This window comes from Streptomyces sp. V4I2 (assembly GCF_030817655.1).
Lineage (GTDB): Bacteria > Actinomycetota > Actinomycetes > Streptomycetales > Streptomycetaceae > Streptomyces > Streptomyces plumbiresistens.
The window spans coordinates 1-16,528 of sequence record NZ_JAUSZM010000003.1 but is presented as its reverse complement, the minus strand read 5'-3'; the positions used below and the strand labels follow the sequence as shown (position 1 = coordinate 16,528).

General features: G+C 70.1%; 14 protein-coding genes and 2 pseudogenes. 11 read left to right on the top strand and 5 right to left on the bottom strand.

The genetic code is table 11. The annotated features are described in order from the left end of the window. Positions 1-21: 21 nt before the first annotated feature. A complete protein-coding gene (locus QFZ76_RS00780; RefSeq protein WP_307671858.1) occupies positions 22-675 on the bottom strand; it encodes a response regulator transcription factor in 654 nt (217 codons plus the stop codon). Between the two features lie 2 nt (positions 676-677). Beyond that, the gene (locus QFZ76_RS00775; RefSeq protein WP_307671857.1) at positions 678-1,874 is read right to left on the bottom strand and encodes a sensor histidine kinase; all 1,197 of its coding nucleotides are present in this window, start codon (positions 1,872-1,874) and stop codon (positions 678-680) included. 178 nt (positions 1,875-2,052) lie between these two features. Here QFZ76_RS00775 and QFZ76_RS00770 point away from each other — a divergent pair, with 178 nt between their 5' ends. The 4 genes from QFZ76_RS00770 to QFZ76_RS00755 all read left to right on the top strand — a co-directional run bounded on the left by QFZ76_RS00770 (position 2,053) and on the right by QFZ76_RS00755 (position 5,760). Next, a complete protein-coding gene (locus QFZ76_RS00770; protein ID WP_307671856.1) occupies positions 2,053-2,568 on the top strand; it encodes a YceI family protein in 516 nt (171 codons plus the stop codon). A gap of 36 nt (positions 2,569-2,604) precedes the next feature. After that, a complete protein-coding gene (locus tag QFZ76_RS00765) occupies positions 2,605-3,546 on the top strand; it encodes an ABC transporter ATP-binding protein (RefSeq protein WP_307671855.1) in 942 nt (313 codons plus the stop codon). Next, complete coding sequence (locus tag QFZ76_RS00760; protein WP_307671854.1) at positions 3,543-4,349, top strand: ABC transporter permease; 807 nt, start codon at positions 3,543-3,545, stop codon at positions 4,347-4,349. Before QFZ76_RS00765 ends, QFZ76_RS00760 begins: the two co-directional genes overlap by 4 nt. A gap of 442 nt (positions 4,350-4,791) precedes the next feature. Continuing rightward, a complete protein-coding gene (locus tag QFZ76_RS00755) occupies positions 4,792-5,760 on the top strand; it encodes a 3'-5' exonuclease (protein WP_307671853.1) in 969 nt (322 codons plus the stop codon). A gap of 13 nt (positions 5,761-5,773) precedes the next feature. Here QFZ76_RS00755 and QFZ76_RS00750 read toward each other — a convergent pair whose 3' ends face one another. Further along, on the bottom strand, positions 5,774-5,899 hold the full coding sequence (locus QFZ76_RS00750; RefSeq protein WP_307671852.1) for a hypothetical protein: 126 nt from the start codon (positions 5,897-5,899) through the stop codon (positions 5,774-5,776). Positions 5,900-6,212: 313 nt separating this feature from the next. Between QFZ76_RS00750 and QFZ76_RS00745 the strand changes: the two genes are divergently transcribed. The 7 genes and pseudogenes from QFZ76_RS00745 to QFZ76_RS00715 form a co-directional block, all read left to right on the top strand. Beyond that, positions 6,213-8,774: a type II toxin-antitoxin system prevent-host-death family antitoxin gene (locus QFZ76_RS00745; RefSeq protein ID WP_307671851.1), complete on the top strand. Its 2,562-nt coding sequence runs from the start codon at positions 6,213-6,215 to the stop codon at positions 8,772-8,774. Then, on the top strand, positions 8,774-9,346 hold the full coding sequence (locus tag QFZ76_RS00740) for a hypothetical protein (RefSeq protein WP_307671850.1): 573 nt from the start codon (positions 8,774-8,776) through the stop codon (positions 9,344-9,346). The genes QFZ76_RS00745 and QFZ76_RS00740 overlap by 1 nt, the downstream gene beginning before the upstream one ends. Before the next feature lie 50 nt (positions 9,347-9,396). Continuing rightward, positions 9,397-10,185 carry a hypothetical protein gene (locus QFZ76_RS00735; protein WP_307671849.1) on the top strand — a complete coding sequence of 263 codons (789 nt, stop codon included), beginning with the start codon at positions 9,397-9,399 and terminating at the stop codon, positions 10,183-10,185. A 67-nt stretch (positions 10,186-10,252) separates the two neighbouring features. Then, positions 10,253-10,636, top strand: a complete 384-nt coding sequence (locus tag QFZ76_RS00730) for a hypothetical protein (RefSeq protein WP_307671848.1) — start codon at positions 10,253-10,255, stop codon at positions 10,634-10,636. Positions 10,637-10,894: 258 nt separating this feature from the next. After that, positions 10,895-11,236 (top strand): annotated as a pseudogene (locus QFZ76_RS00725) (transposase); the annotation flags it as partial. A 136-nt stretch (positions 11,237-11,372) separates the two neighbouring features. After that, entirely contained in the window at positions 11,373-12,500 is a 1,128-nt protein-coding gene (locus tag QFZ76_RS00720) for an IS30 family transposase (RefSeq protein ID WP_373464487.1), read from the top strand. Positions 12,501-12,557: 57 nt separating this feature from the next. Then, positions 12,558-13,013, top strand: a pseudogene (locus QFZ76_RS00715) (IS5 family transposase); the annotation flags it as partial. A gap of 116 nt (positions 13,014-13,129) precedes the next feature. Here the strand turns inward: QFZ76_RS00715 and QFZ76_RS00710 are convergent. Next, the gene (locus QFZ76_RS00710; protein ID WP_307671846.1) at positions 13,130-15,946 is read right to left on the bottom strand and encodes a tetratricopeptide repeat protein; all 2,817 of its coding nucleotides are present in this window, start codon (positions 15,944-15,946) and stop codon (positions 13,130-13,132) included. 64 nt (positions 15,947-16,010) lie between these two features. Next, positions 16,011-16,346, bottom strand: coding sequence for a hypothetical protein (locus QFZ76_RS00705; protein WP_307671845.1), 336 nt, complete (start codon positions 16,344-16,346; stop codon positions 16,011-16,013). Between the last annotated feature and the right edge of the window lie 182 nt (positions 16,347-16,528).

Sequence of the window (16,528 nt, the reverse complement as noted above, 5' to 3'; positions counted from 1 at the left end):
GAGCTAGGACTACCGGGCCCCCTACGGGGTGCCGACGATGCCCGCGTCGTGGGCGAGGAGGCCGGCTTGGGTACGGTTGACGCAGCTCAATTTGTCCAGCATGCGTGAGACGTAGCCCTTGATCGTGGCCTCGGAGAGGAAGAGCCGGGCCGCGATCTGCGCGTTGGACAGGCCCTCGCCGAGGCCGGCCAGGACCTGGACCTCCCGCTCGGTCAGCGCGGCGACCAGGTCGCGTGCGCGGTCGCGGGCGGAGAGGCTGTCCGTCGACGCGGCGATGAGCCGGCGGGCGGCGGACGGCGAGAGGACGGTGTGCCCCTGCGCGGCCGTCCTCACGAGTCCGATCAGTTCCTCCGGCGGGGTCGACTTGACCAGGAAGCCGGTCGCGCCGGCCCGCAGGGCACGCAGTACGTACTGGTCGGCGTCGAAGGTCGTCAGCACCACGATGTTCGGCGGCTCCGCGAGCTCGTTGATGCGTTCGATCGCGGTCAGCCCGTCCATGCCCGGCATGCGCAGGTCCATCAGGACGACGTCCGGGCGGCTGCGCCGGACGGCCTCGATGCCGGCCGCGCCGTCGTGGGCCTGGTCGACGACCTCCAAGTCCTGGGCCGAGTCGAGAATGGTGCGCAGGAACACGCACACCATGGGCTCGTCGTCGACCACCACTACTCGGGCCACGCTCACACCGCCGATTCCGCGGTCGGGACGTACGCGGGCAGCGTCGCCTCGACGCTGAACCCGCCGTCGGAACAGGGTCCGGCACGCAGGGTGCCGTGCACGAGCTCGATGCGCCGGCGCAGATGCGCGATACCCATGCCGGAGCCAGTGCCCGCGAGGGCGCTGCTCGCTCTGCCGGTCGGGGCACTGTTGCGGACCGTGATCCGCACCTGAGCCTCGTCGTACTCCACCCGCACGGTCACCTGGGCGCCGGGCGCGTGCTTGCGGACGTTGGTCAGCGCCTCGCGCAGGACGCGGTAGGCGGTGCGCCCGACCACCGGTGAGGCGAGGGCCGGGTCGCCGTCCTCGATCAGCTCGATCGGTGTGCCCACCGCCATCGACTCGGCGACCAGGTCGGCGAAGCCCCCCACCGAGGGCGTCTGGTCACCCTCGGGCGTGGTGCGCAGGATGCCGACCAGGTCCCGGAGTTCCTCCAGGGCCTGGCAGCCCGCGGCGCGCAGCTCCTCCGCCGCCTGCCGGGTCCCCTCGTCCTGCGCCGTCACCCGCAGGGCTCCGGCCTGCAGCACCATCAGGCTCACCCGGTGCGTGACGACGTCGTGCATCTCCCCGGCGAGCCGCGCGCGTTCTTCGGCACGGGCCTGTTCGGCGAGCAGGTGGCGCTCCCGCTCGACTCGCTCGACCCGTTCGACGAGGGCGAAGACCATGCGACGGCGGGCGTCGAAGTACAGCGCCAGCAGCGGGCCGACCGCGGTGCGCAGCAGCCCGATCGTCATGACGGTGACCGACGGCTCCCAGGGCCGCATGATGACGAGGGTGAAGGCGGCGAGCACGAGGAACGCCGTGCGGCGGTTCTGTTGGTAGAAGAACGGGCCGTAGGCGGCCACCAGGGTCGCGTAGGGGGCCCATACGTTGGTGTCGTTTGCGGGCGTCAACACGCCGGCCGGTGAGATCAGCAGCGTCACGGCGACCGTGAACGCGCCGAGCACGCCGACGACGGCGAGCGGGGCGACGCGGCGGAAGGCCAGCGAGGCGCAGGCGAGCGCCTGCACGCCCAGCATGACCCAGGCGAGGGTGTCCGGGCGGTGCGGCCACCAGCTGGCGCCGATCAGCGTGGTGCCGGTGTCGAGCAGCGCGAAGCCAGCCGCGATCGCCACGTCCACGGCCACCCAGTGCCGGCGGTGCCACGGTCCGTCAGCCATGACGCTTACCGTAGGCCATTTGGGCCACCACCCCGCCCGCGCCGTGACAACCCCGTACCTCCGCCTCGTGCGGACCCTACGAAAGTCGCATGCGGCCCGCGACGACCAGCCGTTCGTCGCTCCGGGAACCGACCGCTCGCCCTGCCGCGCGGCGGGCCGGCTGCCGTGGAATGAGGGCATGGATGCAACAGGCAACCCCACCACGACAACTCCCCGGCTCGGTCGCTACACGATCGACACGAAGAGCTCGTCCATCTCGTTCAAGAGCAGACACCTCTTCGGCCTCATGCCCGTGCACGGCACGTTCGCGATCCGGGGCGGCACGGTCGACGTGGCCGAGCCGCTGTCGGAGTCGCGTCTGCGCGTGGAGAGCGACGCAGCGAGTTTCAGCACCGGCAACGACCAGCGGGACGGCGACGTACGGTCGGCGAAGTTCCTGGACACCGACCGGAACCCGCTGATCACGTTCGTCTCCGAGCGGGTGGACGCCACGTCCGTCTCCGGCACGCTCACCGCGTGCGGGGTCTCCCGGCCCGCGAGCCTGTCCATCGTGCACGCGCAGGTGACCGCCAACGCGTTCACCGTCCGTGCCACCACCCGCGTCGACCGTACCGAGTTCGGTGTGACCGCGGCCCGCGGGATGGCCGGGCGCCATCTCGACCTGACGTTGGAGGCCACGTGCGTCCACGCCTGACGCCGCCGCACGCGCACCGGACGGCGGGTGACCGCCATGTCTAGCGCGGTCGTCGTCGAGGACCTGCACAAGACCTACGGCACGGTGCGGGCCGTAGGCGGGGTGAGCTTCACCGTCGAGCACGGGGAGATCTTCGCGCTGCTGGGCCGCAACGGCGCAGGCAAGACCACCACCGTGGAGATCCTCGAAGGGTTCCGCACCCGCGACGGCGGGCACGTTGACGTCCTCGGCCTCGACCCGGGCGACCGGTCCACGGCGCGCATCCTGCGCGGGCGGATCGGGCTGGTGCTTCAGGACATCGCGGTTGAGCCCTACCTCACCGTCCGCGAGACCATCGCCCGCAACGCGGGCTACTATCCGGCGCCGCGCGACGTCGACGAGGTGATCGGCCTGGTCGACCTCGCCGGGCAGGAGAAGAAGAAGGTCCGCACGCTCTCCGGCGGCCAGAAGCGGCGCCTGGACCTGGCGCTCGGGATGATCGGGAATCCGAGTCTGCTCTTCCTCGACGAGCCGACGACCGGATTCGATCCGAACGCGCGGCGCGGCGCCTGGCAGCTCGTGCGCAACCTGCGGGACGCGGGCACGACCATCCTGCTCACCACGCACTACATGGAGGAGGCGCAGGAGCTGGCCGACCGGGTGGCCGTGATCTCCGACGGGCAGATCGTCGCCGAGGGCACCCCCACGACCCTCGGGGGGCGGGACACCGCGCGGGCCCGGATCCGCTTCGCGCTGCCGCCCGGCAGTACGGTCGCCGACCTGCCGGTGGTCGCCGAGCCGGACGAGGACGGCCTTGTCACCGTGGATTCCGCGGAGCCGACCGGCACCCTGCACCAGCTCACCGACTGGGCGTTGCGGCGCGGCACCGTGCTCGCGGGGCTGACGGTCGACCGGCCGAGCCTGGAGGACGTCTACCTGAGGCTGACCGCCCAGGACCGGAGCGCGCCCGAACGTACGCTGGAAAGGAGCGCACCGTGAGCGTCGCCGTTCCCCGCGCCACGGGCCGGCCGGCCCGACTTCGCGGCCCCGCCCTGCTGTGGCATCAGATCCGCTACGAACAACTGACGTTCTGGCGCAATCCGCAGAGCGCGTTCTTCACCTTCGTCTTCCCAGTCGTCGTCGTCGCCATCTTCGGCGGACTGTTCGGCGGCATCGGCGAGAGCGAGTTCTACTACGGTCGGTCCGCCCTCCAGTACTACGTGTCGACGATCGCTGCGGTGTCCGTCCTGGGCTCCTGCTACAGCCAGTTGGCGATCGTGCTCGCGGCACGGCGCCAGAACGGGATGCTGAAACGGGTGCGGGCGACACCGCTGCCCGCGTCCGCGTACTTCGTGGGACTCCTGGCGCACTGCGTCGTCGTGAGCGTCGTCGACGTCCTGCTGATCACCATGGTCGGCCGGCTCTACGGCGTCTCGCTGCCCGCCTCCTCGCAGCTGCCCACGCTGGCCATCACGCTGGTGCTCGGCGCCGCCGCCTTCTGCGCCCTCGGGGTCGCGGTGGCATCGCTGATCCGCAACGCGGAGGCCGCGCCGTCGGTCGTGCAGTTCGTCCTGTTCCCGCTGGTGTTCATCTCGGGCACCTACATGCCGATCCACTCCGGTCTGCTGAAGGGCATCGCCGACGCGCTGCCGGTGAAACCGTTCAACGACGCCCTGCTCCGCGCGTTCACCACCGACCACACCGGCCTTCCCTGGCGGGACCTCGGGGTCCTGCTGCTGTGGGGCGCGGTCGGCGCGGTGGTGGCGGTGCGGCGGTTCCGCTGGGATCCGCGCGCGGAGTGAACCGGTCTCCTTTGAGACACCCGCCGGTTGATCCGGCCTCAGGACCAGCCGTCCCCCGCAGCCAGAGAGCCGTGCCCCTGCTACATCCCCGGCAGGGTCACGGCCTCTTCGCCTGTCCTGACGTGCCTCGGTCGCTCAGACCCGCCGCTCGCGCAGCCAGGCGTCGACCCGTCGGCAACTCGCCCCTTTGACCCATTCTCGGCGATACCCCACTGACAGCTGGGACCACCTCACGCTGTCGAGGCCAATTGGAGGCCCGGAACCCGCGGGCTACTCTGCCTCCAGGAGCCCAGCCACCCTCCGGTTCCCTGGATTTCCCCTCCAGGAATCCGCGAACCCGTCGGCTTGGCACCCGGCCGACTGGAAGTACGTCGAGGCCGCCGGGTGGATCACGCCCGCGGCCACCTACGAGCGCGAGGTCGGCCGGCACCGCACCGTCACCGTGGCGCTGTACCGGCTCGCCGACGTGCGCGCCGTGCGGGACATGCCGGGCGTGGACTGGGAAGCAGTGAAGGGCCTGCCCAAGGGCACAGTCTCGCCGCTGCGCGAGTACGCGGCCCTCGCCCCCACCCGGGCCGCCGTGGTGAAGACATTCGCGCAAGGACTGGCGGACCGGTACGGTACGACGGTGTGGGCCTGGAACTCCCCGTACTCCGGGGGCTGGGAGCTGGACTGGGAGCGCGTCAACGGCGCCCCGACCAAGGACGCGGTCCGCCGCGAACTGCTGGCCGATCCAGCAGCCGCCGCCTACGCGAGTGAGATCACCCTGTGCCCGGCGTGGGGAGAGGTGACCCGCATCGCGCGCGAGCTCCTTCAGCCGGACGCCGCGGTCATCCTCGACACCGAGACGACCGACCTGCCCGGACAGACCGTCGAGCTCGCCGTGATTGACGCGGCCACCGGGAAGAAGTTGATGGACACTCTGGTCAAGCCGACCGAGCCGATCAGCGACGGTGCCCGCTGGGTCCATGGCATCACCGACGAGATGGTGGCCCGGGCCAGGCAATTCGAGAAGATCCTCCCGCGGCTGCGCCAGGTCACCAAGGGGAAGGTCATCTGTGCCTACAACGCCGACTTCGACAGGGGAGTTGTCCTCGGCGATGTTCCGGCGGGCGGGGAAGAGGCCGATGCACCTGGAACCCTGGGACTCCTGGTACTGCCTCATGGAGGCGTACAAGGACTGGGTCGGCTCCTCCCGGTGGCTGCGGCTCGGCGGCCGCCACCGCGCCCTGGGCGACTGCGAATCTGCGAGGAAGGTGTTGATCCGGATGTCCAAAGGCCGTGGGTTCGCCTTTTCCGAAGGGGCTTCGAAGCCGAACCGACAGGTGGCCCAGCCGTAACCGTATGTGGGCGGGCCCGGGTTCACCCGGGCCCGCCGAACTGGAGGGGTCAACTGACTTCGTCGCTGTGAGAGGGCTGACGACTCAACCGGTCGTGCCAGCGGTGTTGGGCACCATGTCGACGCCCTCCAATCCGGTCACGATGTTGACGCCGATGTGCCCGTCACCAGCCAAGACCTGGAACGCGGAGGGACGTGCACTGTCTGCCATACCGACGTTCTGATCGACTGACCGGCTCTTCGGCTGATGTCCTGGGACGGCGGATAGCTGGCCGTCGAGACCGGCTGTCCGCTCCCGCGAAGAGCGGTTCGGAGGGGGTGTGATCGTCTGCTCGGAGGCCGGGACCGGTGGTCCCGGCCTTCCTGCTGTCTGCTGCTGCTCGGCCGAGGCACCCCGCACCGTCAACCCGTACACCATAGAGTCACCAATAATGAGTGACTTCTTTAAGGGATATGGTGATTTTACGAGTTTACTAGGTGAACAGTGCTAGGATGATGGGGAGTTGACTTCACAAGGAGGGTGAGTGAGCCAGTCACCGCAAGGAGAGGGCGCGGTCAACGCGACCACGGCGCGGAACCAGTTGTACGCGCTGGTGAAGCTCGCCGAGGATGACGGGCGCACCACGGTGATCACCAAGCACAAGGTGCGCGCCCTGCTTGCGCCCCTTGACCGGTTCCCGGCAGCCCGGAAACCCGATGCGTTCCCGGCTCACGTGCTGAGTACGGCGCAGAGGGATTTCGGTGACCTTGTCGCGCTGGCAGCTCAGGGTCAGCCGCAGGTGCTCCTGCGGAACACCACGCCGGTCGCGGTCCTGCTCCCCGCCGACCGCTCCTCTGATGCCCCCTCATCCGATACGGCCGCGGACCCTCGCGCGGCGACCGCAGGAGGTGCGGTGAACGCCCAAGGCCATCACGACCGCGGCAGCGCGCCGCGCAGGCTCGCCACGCTCGGCGACGCCATCGGTTCCGTCCTCACCAACAGCCCGGACGACGGCCCCACCTTCGGGCTGCCGGGCCTGGACGCCGCCACGGGCGGTCTGCGGCGGGGCAAGCTGACACTCGTGGCAGCCCGGCCGAGTGTCGGCGGGAGCCTGCTGGGTCTGGCCGCCGCGCGCAAGACGGCGCTCGTCGACCAGGCCATGGTCCTGTACGCGGCGTCGGGGCCAAGCAGGGACGACATCTTCCGCCGGATCCTCGCCGCCGAGACCGAAGGTGACTACCCGCGTCTGAAGCAGGGCCGTCTCACCGAGCATGAGCAGCAGGTCGCCCAACAACTGGTCCAGGCCGGTGACCTGTTGATGATCGATGACGGCAGTGACCTGGCGGCCGAGGACATCGCGGAGACCGCCCCGCACATGCAGGGCCTGGCCCTCGTGGTGGTCGACCGGCTGCAGGCCGCCCACAGCGCCCGGCTGCCGCTGTCCGGGAACCGTCTCCCGGCCGCCTCCCAGGTCCTGGCCACGCTCGCGCGCACCCTGCACGTGCCGGTCCTCGCGATCGTGGACAGCGACGATCCCGCGCTCCTGGGCCTCCTGGACGCCGACATCACGCTGACGCTCACGCCGACCGAGGACCCTGCCCGGGTCCAGGTGACGGTCGCGGAGCGCGACTTCGGCACGATCGGCTCCGCCTACCTGCAGCCCGACCTGATCCACGCCCGCTTCCTCGACGCCGGCACCCCGCCCGCTGAGCGCGCCGACCGCCCGGCGGGCCCGCGGGCGCCCGCGGCCGGTGGGACAGCGGCGCTGGAGCTGGCCGAAGCCGCCCTTCCCTACACGTCCGGCGGACACCAGGGGATCCCAGCCGCCCTCACCCGCGAGCTCGCCGCGTGGCGGACCGCGGTCGCGGCCGGCGACCAGGACGCCTTGAAGGAGATCCTGCCGTCGCTCCTCCAGGCCGCCGCGACAGTCTCAGAGTGGCCGGACACCCACGAGGGACACCGCCTCGCCGTTGCCCTGCGCCTCTACGGCACACCCGAATCCGCCGGCGCCGTCGCCAGCACCGGGCAGTTCGCTGCTGCCGGTGCCGCTGCCCAGGCCTCGACGGACAGTGGACAGGCCCCGGCCGACGTGGCGGAGGAAGAGGAAGACGACGAGGACGGTCTGGCGCCGGAGGATGAGGAGGACGAGCCCGAGGGCCATGTCTTCCCTGCCCTGAAGATCCTCAAGGACTCGGTCGGCCGCTCGAAGATGCACCCGATCCGCGTCATCCGCAAAGAGGAGCGCGACAGCGGCCCGTGGCCGCTGATCAGCGAGCACATGGACGGCGAGCCCCGCTGGGTCCACCCCGACGTCACCGCTACCCGCGTTCCCCACATCCGGGCGAACGGCAGGCGCGTGCGCCGCGATCAGCTCGACGTGCCCGACTCGTTCGGCGACGGCGTGCTGTGCCTGATCGACCGCAACGGTTCTTTCCCCTCCGCCTGTTCGGCCGTGCCGCTCGCCCCGAACAAGCTCCTGCACACCGGCCCGCTCGACGCCTTCGACAAGGCCGCAGCCGGTATCTACCTGATCGACATCCCCGCCTGGACCCGCACCGACATGCCCCACCCGCTGGGGCGGATCGCCGACCGGCCCGACGAGGACGGCCGAGCGTGGGTCACCACCCCCCACATCAAGCAGCTGGTGAAGCTTGCCCGGGACAACCACCTCGACGCGATGCCGACCATCCACGACTCCTGGACCGGGAAAGCCAACGAGTCGCTGTTCAAGCCGTTCTACGAAGCCACCCGCAAGGCACGCACCGAACTCGTCCAGGTCGGCGGCGACCCCTACAAGGCCTACAAGACGCGCCTGTCGATCGCGCTGCGCCTGCTGTGGCCCAAGCGCCCCTCCCAGCGGTCCCCGTTCTGGCGGCCGGACTGGCGCATGAGCATGGTCGCCGAGGCCTCCGTCCGGCACTGGACCGTCGCGTTCAAGGCTGTCCAGGAAGGCCACACCCTCGTCGCGCTGCGCAACGTCGACCAGGCCATCTTCTGGACCCCACCCGGCACGCCGCCGTCCACGTACCGGATCGGGACCGGCTTCGGCGAAGTGAAGAGCAAGTTCGTGAAGGCCGGCGAGACCATCCTCGAAGGTGACGACTGATGGCCGGCCCCACCGGACGCGGCTCCTCCCTGGGCGCCGCCCTGAACGACCTGTTGCGCTCCCAGGTCACCGCACGCCACCGGCTGTCGTCCTACAGCGCCAAGCACTGGCACGCCCAGCTCTCCCAGCTCACCGCGACCCACCGCGGGCAGCAGGCCCTGGCCGACGCCGGTCTGAACGTGACGACCAAGACGCTCATCAACTGGCTGTCCGACGCCGAGTACAACATCCGCCGCAACTACCGCGATCTCATCCACACCGCGTACGAAAACGTCGCCATCGTCCCCGCCGACCCCATCCCCCGTCACATCAAGCGGGGCCAGTACGAGATCAGCGGCGTCGTCACGACCGGCGACGACGAACGCGAACGCGGCACCGCAGACGCCGCGCCCCTGCGCATCGACGGCAGCCGCGGCCACTGGGACGAGATCGAGGAACTCTGGCTCGCCGGTGAACTCACCGACGACGAGTTCGAGGACCACTTCATCGACGACGTCATCGTCGAGGACATCGGCGAAGGCACCGACGGCTGGCAGTTCCCCGGCGGCTCCTACTCCGTCGAACTCCGTTAACAGCCCGCACCAGCGGCCGAACTACACGCTGCAGCAGGGGGATCCACATCATGAGCCACCATCCACCACGGCGGCCATTACCGCTGATCGCCGTACACGCCGAGACGGCCGCGAACGCCGAACAGCGGATGACCGAACTGCTCGACGCCGCGGGCGCAAGCCCTGGTGAGGTACACACCCTCATCGCGGCCATCCGCGCCGGCGCCGTGGAAGGCGCTCAGGGCGAAGTCATCGAGCAGGACACGCAGGCCCCCGCCGACACCAGCAACCAGGTCCAGGAAGGCTGGCTTCGCGCCGTCGAATCGATCGCCAGCCGACTCGCCCACATCGCCGACCGCACCGTCCGTCAGGCACGCACGGTGGCCGCCGCCCCGGAGACCCGGTCGGTGGCACCGAAGCCGGAACCAAGCTCCCTGGCTACCCCCGTCGACCAGGTGGGGGAGGAGCAAGTGCAGCAAGTCCTCGAGGCAGCCGAGCGGATCTTCGTGTCCCTGACCGGCTACACGGGCTTCGACCGCGACCTGTCCCAGGAGATCCTCGCAGTCGTCCTCCCGTGCGTCAGCGCCGAGCAGCAGGATGACTACGTACGGCAGCTGGAGGCCTTCGCCGAAGCCAGCCGCGAACGCCTCGTCCAGCTGTACAGGAAGTACGGGCCGGGCGGAAAGTTCGCGGACGAGCGCCACTGCTACCTCACCCATCAGCCCGAAAGCGTCGTGGTCTGCGAGCGCCTGGACAGCGTCCCGACGTGGCTCAACGCGGTGTGGAACGATGAACTCGACGCCGAATTGACGCTGGAGCGCTTCACGAAGCACTGGCGTTTCGGCCTGGGTCCCTCATGAGCGGAACCGGTGATCGAACTGTTGACCCACGTCGACTCGGCGGCGACATCGGGGAGAGGACGGGCCCATGGCGCAGCTGAAGATCCGGGACCTGCACAAACTCCTGCGCCAGGCCCCCCGGCGACGAGACCTTGAGCAGGACGGTATCCGCCTCGTCTACGACGGCACCGCCCTGCACATGTCCACGGCCGACGCCCCGGACACCGTGATCGCCCGCGGCGACACCTGCGGGTTCACCACCGAACCCTGGGACGTGACCGCGTACCGCGCCAGCATCACCAGCACAGAGGTGTGGCTGCGCCTCCTCAACAGCGAGCACGGCGACCACCTCATCGACGTCTCCCCCTTCTGGTCCCAGCGCCCCGCCGCGATCACGTTCACCGCGGGCGGGCACACGGCGGCGTTCCCGGCGATCGCCTGCCCGACTGCACCAGCCGACCGGCGCCCATAACGCGGCCGCCATCGAGGGAATCAAGTACTGGACAACTGCCTTGTCCTGCGGGTTTGTTGAGGTCCCCTCAACTCGCGACGCGAGGTCCATCACACAACGGCGTGGCGTATGGGGTACTAGGGGGTGGGGGGCTAGGTTCGCCCTCATCCAATGGATGAGGGCGAACCTAGCCCCCCACCCCCTTAGGGGTCCTTGCGGGATGATCCTTTTGTGGCACGGTGGATGTGTATGTGATCCCGTGTTTTGTGGGGTGTGTCCATGGCGCGGCGGAAGCCGTGGGAGGTCAGTGACGAGTTGTGGGCGGTGATCGAGCCGCTGTTGCCGAAGCATGAACGGCGTTACAGGTATCCGGGGCGCAAGCGGATCGATGATCGCAAGACGCTGCAGGGTGTGCTGTTCGTCCTCTACACCGGCATCCAATGGGAGTTCCTGCCGCAGGAGTTGGGGTTCGGTTCGGGGCCCACATGCTGGCGGCGGCTGGCCGAATGGCAGGCGGCCGGGGTCTGGGAGGAACTCCAGCGGGTCCTGCTGGATGGGTTGCGGGCGGCGGACCGCCTCGACTTCTCCCGCGCCACGATCGATGCGTCCCACGTGCAGGCTTAAGTTCTAGTGGTCGTCGCAACACCCCAGCTCAGGGGATGCGATGGACTTCGAGATTCGTGGGGAACGCCTGGGGCAAGGGCCGAAGAAGCTGTACCGGGAACGGGAGGCATACTTCGAGCTCGTGAACCGGGGCGTGAGCAACACGGAGGCGTGCCGGATCGTCGGAGTGAACCGACGGACCGGGAAACGATGGCGGCATGGCTCCCAGCCGACCGGCCGCAGGAAGTGGGTACCGCCAATCACGGTGGTGCCCACTTCCGGGCCGTCTCGGTACTTGCGAGAGGCAGACCGGATCTACATCGCTGATCGACTGCGGGAGGACGCTTCGATCCGTTCGATCGCCGCCGAGCTCGGCCGCAGCCCCTCCACCGTGAGCCGCGAGATCAGTCGCAACCGGCACCCAGGCAACGGCCAGTACCGCCCGTTCGCAGCCGATGCGCGTGCCCTGGCCCGCCGGCCTCGCCCGAAGCCGGGGAAGATCGGCCAGAAGGTGGAGCTGCGGGACTACATCCAGGAGCGCCTGGGAAGGCGCTGGAGCCCCGAGCAGATAGTCCACCACCTGCGCAAGGACTTCCCCGACCGGCCGGAGATGCACGTGGTCCACGAGACGATCTACCAGGCCCTCTACGTGCAAGGCCGCGGAGAACTTCGCCGTGACCTGGTGAAAGCGCTCCGCACCGGCCGCGCCCGCCGTAAGCCCCGCCGCCAGGCCCAGCAGCGCCAGCCGCGCTACTCGACGCCGATGGTCATGATCAGCGACCGTCCAGCCGAAGCCGTCGACCGTGCGATCCCGGGCCACTGGGAGGGAGACCTGATCATCGGCAAGGACAACGGCTCCGCGATCGGCACCCTGGTCGAACGCAGTACCCGCTACCTGATGCTCGTCCACCTGCCTGAAGGTCGCAGCACGGAACGTGTTCGCGACGCCCTCCTGGACACCGTCAGACACCTGCCACCCCACCTGAAGCGATCCCTGACCTGGGACCAGGGCAGCGAGATGGGCCGTCATCACGAGTTCGCTATGGCGGCCCGGATGCCGGTCTACTTCTGCGACCCCGGCAAGCCCTGGCAGCGCGGCTCTAACGAGAACACCAACGGCTTGCTGCGGCAGTACTTCCCCAAGGCCACCGACCTTGCTGTCCACGGCCGTGAGCGCCTGGACGCCGTGGCTGCCGAGCTGAACAGCCGCCCACGCAAAACGCTCGGCTGGGAGACCCCAGCCGAGCGCCTGCATAAACTGCTCGCCACCACACGTCAGTGATCATGTGTTGCGACGATCCCTAGAATTCGCCAGGCCAAGCGGGGGCGCAGCAGCCCAAAAGTCGGCCCGAGCCCGGTTGACCGCGCACGGCCGGGCTCCAAGCACCATGTCCTGACCGATGCCCGGGGCACCCCGCTTCGGGTGTCGCTGACCGGCGGCCACCGCAACGACATCACCCAGCTCCTGCCCTTGATCGACGGGCTGCCGCCGGTGCGGGGCAAGCGGGGCCGACCCCGCCATAAACCCCGCACGTTATACGCCGACCGCGGCTACGACCACGACATCTACCGCCGCCGCCTGCGCGAGCGCGGCATCGTCCCGAAGATCGCCCGACGCGGCCAGCCGCACGGCTCGGGACTGGGCAAGGTGAGGTGGGTCGCAGAGTCCGCTATCGCCTGGCTCCACGGCCCCCGCCGCCTACGGACCCGCTGGGAAGCCCGAGACGACATGCACGACGCCTTCCTCCAACTCGCCCACTGCATGACCCTCGCCCGCAAGAACCCGGCATTGTGAAAGGACCCCTTAGAGCTCAGCGTGTCCGGCGAGTGCACTGTCCCCTGCACACCACGGTGAACCCCCAGCTCACCCCTACACACGACTACGAAATTCACAATCGCGATCTTCGTGTCTCACGAACGATCGTTACCCGACACCCCGGGTGCCCTCTCCGCCTCCTTCCACCAGTGGGCCAGGTTGTGTCGGATGATCGGCACGTGGGGATGGTCGGCACCCAGCACCCGCACCATGTGCTCAAGGAGTTGCTCGGTGACGGCGACAGCCTCGGCCGCATCCCCTGCCTGGCCTCGCCAATGGGCGAGGCTGCCCCAAGCGGCGAACGTAGTGGGATGGTCCTCGCCCAGGACCCGGATCCGGTCGGCCAGCAGGTCGGCGAAGGCGTCCGCGGCCCCCGCCGCATCCCCCGCCCGCCCCCGCCAGCCGGCGAGGCTGCCCCGGATGATCGGCACGTGGGGATGGTCTTCGCCCAGTACCCGCACTGTGTGCTCCAGCAGGTCGGCGCAGGCGTTCGCGGCCCCTGCCGCATCCCCCGCCTGCCCCCGCCAGGAAGCGAGGTTGGCCCGGGTGGCGAGGGACCCGGGATGGTCCTCGCCCAGGACCCGGATCCGGTCGGCCAGCAGGTCGGCGAGGGTGTTCGCGGCCCCTGCCGCATCCCCCGTCCGCCCCCGCCAGGTGGCGAGGTTGTTTCGGGTGGTGAGGGTGTCGGGATGGTCCTCGCCCAGGACCCGGATCCGGTCGGCCAGCAGGTCGGCGAAGGCGTCCGCGGCCCCTGCCGCATCCCCCGCCTCCCCCCGCCAGGTGGCGAGGTTGGCCCGGGCGGCGAGGGTGTCGGGATCGTCTTCGCCCAGCACCCGCACCATGTGCTCCAGCAGGTCGGCGAAGGCGTCCGCGGCCCCTGCCGCGGCCCCCGTCCGCCCCCGCCAGGAGGCGAGGTTGCCCCGGGCGGCGAGGGTGTCGGGATGGTCCTCGCCCAGCACCCGCACCATGTGCTCCAGCAGGTCGGCGAAGGCGTCCGCGGCCCCTGCCGCATCCCCCGCCTCCCCACGCCAGGTGGCGAGGTTGTTCCGGGTGGTGAGGGTGTGGGGATGGTCCTCGCCCAGCACCCGCACCATGTGCTCCAGCAGGTCGGCGAGGGCGTCCGCGGCCCCTGCCGCATCCCCCGCCTCCCCCCGCCAGGTGGCGAGGTTGGCCCGGGCGGCGAGGGTGTCGGGATCGTCTTCGCCCAGCATCCGCACCATGTGCTCCAGCAGGTCGGCGAAGGCGTCCGCGGCCCCTGCCGCATCCCCCGCCTCCCCCCGCCAGGCGGCGAGGGTGCCCCGGGCGGTGAGGGTGTCGGGATGGTCTTCGCCGAGCTGGTGGCGGGTGGTTTCGGTGAGGTGTTGGAAGTGGTCGCGGGCGGCTGTGACCTGGCCGGTCTCACCGAGGCTGCGGCCGGTGCGGTACAGCACCGCATGCGCGTCCGGCCGGTACAGGGCCCGCCTGGCGTGGCTGGCCAGGGCGGTGGTGTTGTCGCGGAAGGTCTGGGCGAGGGCGGTGTCGCGTTCACTGGCGGGCCAAGCGTCCACGAGGGCGTCGGCGGCGGTGCGGGCGGTGGTGTCGTGCTGGTGGGGGGTGAGGGTGTCGCGTGTGGTGCGCTGGATGAGCTGGTGGACGCGGACAGCCCGATAAGGAGCATTCCGATCGTGGTCGATGAGGCTGAGTCGGTGCAGGGCGCTCAGGGCGCGTACTGCGTCCCGGGCGGAGACCAGGTCCGGTTCCCCGGCGTGCTCCGGGCCAGTGCGGTGCGTGGTGAGGTAGGCGAGGGCGGGGGCGCTGGTCAGAACGTCCTGGGGGATGCCGTTGGCATCGAGGAGGGCGGCCAGCTGGAGCATGGGGCGGGCCAGGCCGGCGGGGCGCAGGGTGTCGGCACGGTCGATGGACAGCGACCAGACGCCGGCCAGGGGGAGAGCCTGGTCGTCGGGCAGGGCATCGGGAGTGGCGTCGGCGAGGATGGCGGTGCGGTCGGCTAGCAGTTCCCGGTAGGCGGCCACGGTCTCGCCGGTGTCGATCAGGTAGGCGGCGGCCTGGGCGAGGGCCAGGGGCAGGTATCCGAGATCGTCGGCCAGTGCCGTCAGCTCGTCGGCGGATTCGTCGTGGCCGTGTCCGGTCAAGGAGGTGGTGAGGTAGGTGAGGGCCTCGGCCTCGGTGAACAGGCCGACCTTGATGGTGCGGCGGCCGTGGGCGGCGAGGGCGGCGTCCCGGCGGCGGGTGGTGACCAGGGTGCGGCCGTGGGGGCTGTCGGGTGGCCACAGACCTTTCAGGTCGTCGGGGTCGGTGACGTCGTCCAGCACGATCAGCCACCGGCACGGCTTCGCCGTCGCCTTGGGGGTGAGCCAGGCCAGGAACGAGCGCGCGGCCTGCTCCGGGTCGTTCGGGTCGGCCCGACACAGCTCGACGCCGGCCTGGGCGTATCCGGTCACGACGGGGGAACGGGTGCTCGCGGTGACCCACACCAGGACGTCCAGGCCGCCGGCCGCGCTGTCGTCGTTCCAGGCGGTGCGGGCGTAGTCGGCCGCGAGCTGGGTCTTGCCGACCCCGCCCATGCCGGTCAGCAGCTGGGTCAGCACGGTGGTGGTGCCGCCGTCGGCCGTCGTGTTCAGCCGGTCCGTCTCGGCGCGGTGCTGGTAGGACCGCGCTGCGGGCGGGATGACCCCGACCTGGTGCGGCCAGGGGGCAGGTTCCCGGGGCGCGCGCTGCTGAACAGTCAGCGTGCTGACGTTCAGGTAGCCGGTGTTGGCGACTCCGCCCCAGGCGGCGGTCGCGTCCCCGGTGTGGGACAGGTGTAAGGGGGCGGGGTGAGCGTGGCCAGTTTCCGGTGCCGGGCCGCGATAGCCGGTCACGGCCGTGGCGTCGCCAGCAGCTTCGGCGTTGCCGGTGTCCGTCACGGTCATGGATGACTCAGGTGCCTCGTCCCGCCCCTTGCGTGATGATGCCTTGGCCATGGGTGCCCGGGTCCTAGTTCGAGTAGTCGATGCCGGAGACGGAGCCCTTGCCGCTGGCGTCGCCCGTCCGTGTGGCGGAGGCCGAGCCACGACCCCGTCCACCGGGCCGCTTGATGCCAGTAAGGCCGCCGCGGCTGGCCTTCCCGGTACGGGTTGCCTTGTCTGTGGGTCCCGCGGGGGCCGGATGCTGGAACAGGGCCCAGACCAGGGCCACGACGCCGACGGCGGCCTGGACGGAGGCCCCGGCCAGCTGTCCCGCACCGGGGCTGTTCAGCAGCCAGAGCAGCGGCGTGGAGACAATCCCCGCCGCGGCCAGCACGATGATCGCGATCTTCCACCCCTGCGTCATGCCGGCCATCCCTCATTGTCGCTGGCGGGCCCGGCAGATCCCTGATGGACCGCCAATTCGTATGGTCTCGCCATAATTTCGTCTGAAGTAAGAGACGCGTCCCGCATCACGATGGTTGCGGGGCTCCTCCGAGATGGGCGAGTTCGCGGTCGTAGGCGATAGGCGAGCATGGGCCACTCTGA